2 protein-coding genes are annotated in these 2,027 nt (G+C 68.2%); both read left to right on the top strand.

The genetic code is table 11. From position 1 onward, the window contains the following. The first annotated feature begins 379 nt into the window (after nt 1-379). A complete protein-coding gene (locus tag ACFVWD_RS58180; protein WP_158072205.1) occupies nt 380-535 on the top strand; it encodes a hypothetical protein in 156 nt (51 codons plus the stop codon). A gap of 331 nt (nt 536-866) precedes the next feature. Then, a partial coding sequence (locus ACFVWD_RS58175) for a phage/plasmid primase, P4 family (RefSeq protein ID WP_145801134.1) occupies nt 867-2,027 on the top strand: 1,161 nt, incomplete at its 3' end.

Genomic DNA, 2,027 nt, shown 5'->3' with positions numbered 1-2,027 from the left:
GTCCCCGCTTGACCAAGCCTTTTACCTACTTGGCCGATCCGTGGTTGCTCCCCGGTCGCCAAGTCGCCGGAGCATGACCTTAGCGGGCGATGAGTGAATGGCTGGAGTCTTTCGGCAGAAAATCATCAAAGGCCGGGACGCCGTCCGCTGTACACCTCCTCCCCTACGGACCCCCGACAGACGGGCCCGGCCCGCGCCCGCCGTGCGCGCTCCTGCAGAACACGGCATGTGTCGGGGCGAATCGGCCAAAATTTTTTACCTCACATAGACAAAAAAAGAATCATTCTTATGATGCATCGAAGGCGTTCCTCGGAGGCGCCTCCGCACGTTCGGTCACGCAAACACGGTCAGCTTCGATGATCCGGGAAGTGCACACGTGATGAGTTCAGCCGAAAGCGACGCCTCGACCCGCCCCCCGGGGCCGCAGCCCATCGCGGCCGACCGCCCGGCCCGCAGGGACGGCCCCGCGGAACTGCGCCCCCCCGCCCCGGAGCCTGCCGCCCTCGACGGCGGCAGGCAGAACGAACGGTTCTGAGGGGCGGGAGCCGGTCTGCCCGCTACACACACCGCCCACCGCCGCCCCTACGCGCGCAGGACGTGCGCGGCTCAGCCCTTCTCGTATCCACCGACGGTCAGGAGAGCCCGTGGCTGAGGGAGCCGGCTCCGCAGGTCACCAGCGTTCGAACACCGCGCCCGCCACCACGGTCGACCCCTGCGGACTCCCCTCGGAACCATCACCTGACACCGCCCGACCCCGACCCATCCGCCTTCCCGACCACCGGAACACCGACGCCGGCCGGAGCACCGGCACCGCACCGGTACGCGGAAGCAGACGCCTCCGGGCCGGGCGCAAAACCCTCCAGCGGGTGTTGGGGGTGGGTTTGTTACCTGATTCGTTGACGGATCGGGGGAACGCGAAGCTGTTCGTGCGGTTGTACGCGCAGGATTATCGGCATGTGACGGGGTTGGGGTGGTATCGGTGGGACGGCACGCGGTGGCAGAGCGATGAGGACGACACCGTTTTGTGGGCGGCGGGTGAGATGGCGGAGAGTATCGCCGTCACCGATCCGCGGGGGGTGTATTCGGACGCGGCGCTGCGCAAGCACCGGCGGCGTGCGCTGAGCACGTCGGGGATCAACGCGCTGCTGGCGCAGGCGAGATCGGCTCCGGGGATGGTGCTGAGCGCGGGAGCGCTGGACGCGGACCCGTACATGCTGTGCACGCCGGCGGGGGTGGTGGACCTGCGGTCGGGGGTGCTGCGGGCCCCGGACCCGGACCGGGACTTCCATTCCCGTTCGACCTCGATCGGCCCCCGGCAGATGCCGACCCCGCGCTGGGACCTCTTCCTGACCGACACGTTCGGGGACGACGACCGGGGCAGGGAGATGATCCGGTTCCTGCATCTCCTGCTCGGCTACTCCCTGACGGGGGACGTGGGGGCGCAGGTCATGCCGTTCCTCTTCGGCTCGGGCAAGAACGGCAAGTCCGTGCTGCTCGATGTCCTGATCAAGCTCCTGGGCGATTACGCGGACGCCGCGCCGCCCGGTTTCCTGATGGCCCGTCCCTTCGAGGGACACCCCACCGACCTCGCCGAGCTCCACGGCCGCCGCGTGATCGTGTGTTCCGAGGTGAAGCCCGGCGACCGGTTCGACGAGTCCCGGGTGAAACTCCTGACCGGCGGCGACCGCATCAAAGCACGCCGGATGCGCCAGGACTTCTTCTCCTTCGCCCCCACCCACAAACTCTGGCTCCTGGGCAACCACCGCCCCCAAGTCGGCACCGGCGGCTACGCCTTCTGGCGCCGGATGCGCCTGATCCCCTTCGACCGCGTCGTCTCCGACCACCAGAAGATCGACAACCTCGCCGACATCCTCGTCACCGAAGAAGGCCCCGGCATCCTCAACTGGCTCATCACCGGAGCCCACCACTACCTCAACGGCCCCCGCGACCTCACCGGACCCGAAACCGTCCGCATCGCCACCACCGCCTACGCCGAAACCGAAGACCACACCGGCCGCTTCCTCACC

Source organism: Streptomyces sp. NPDC058086, from assembly GCF_042885015.1.
In the GTDB taxonomy this organism is placed as follows: Bacteria; Actinomycetota; Actinomycetes; order Streptomycetales; family Streptomycetaceae; genus Streptomyces.
This window is presented reverse-complemented; position numbering and strand designations above follow the sequence as displayed.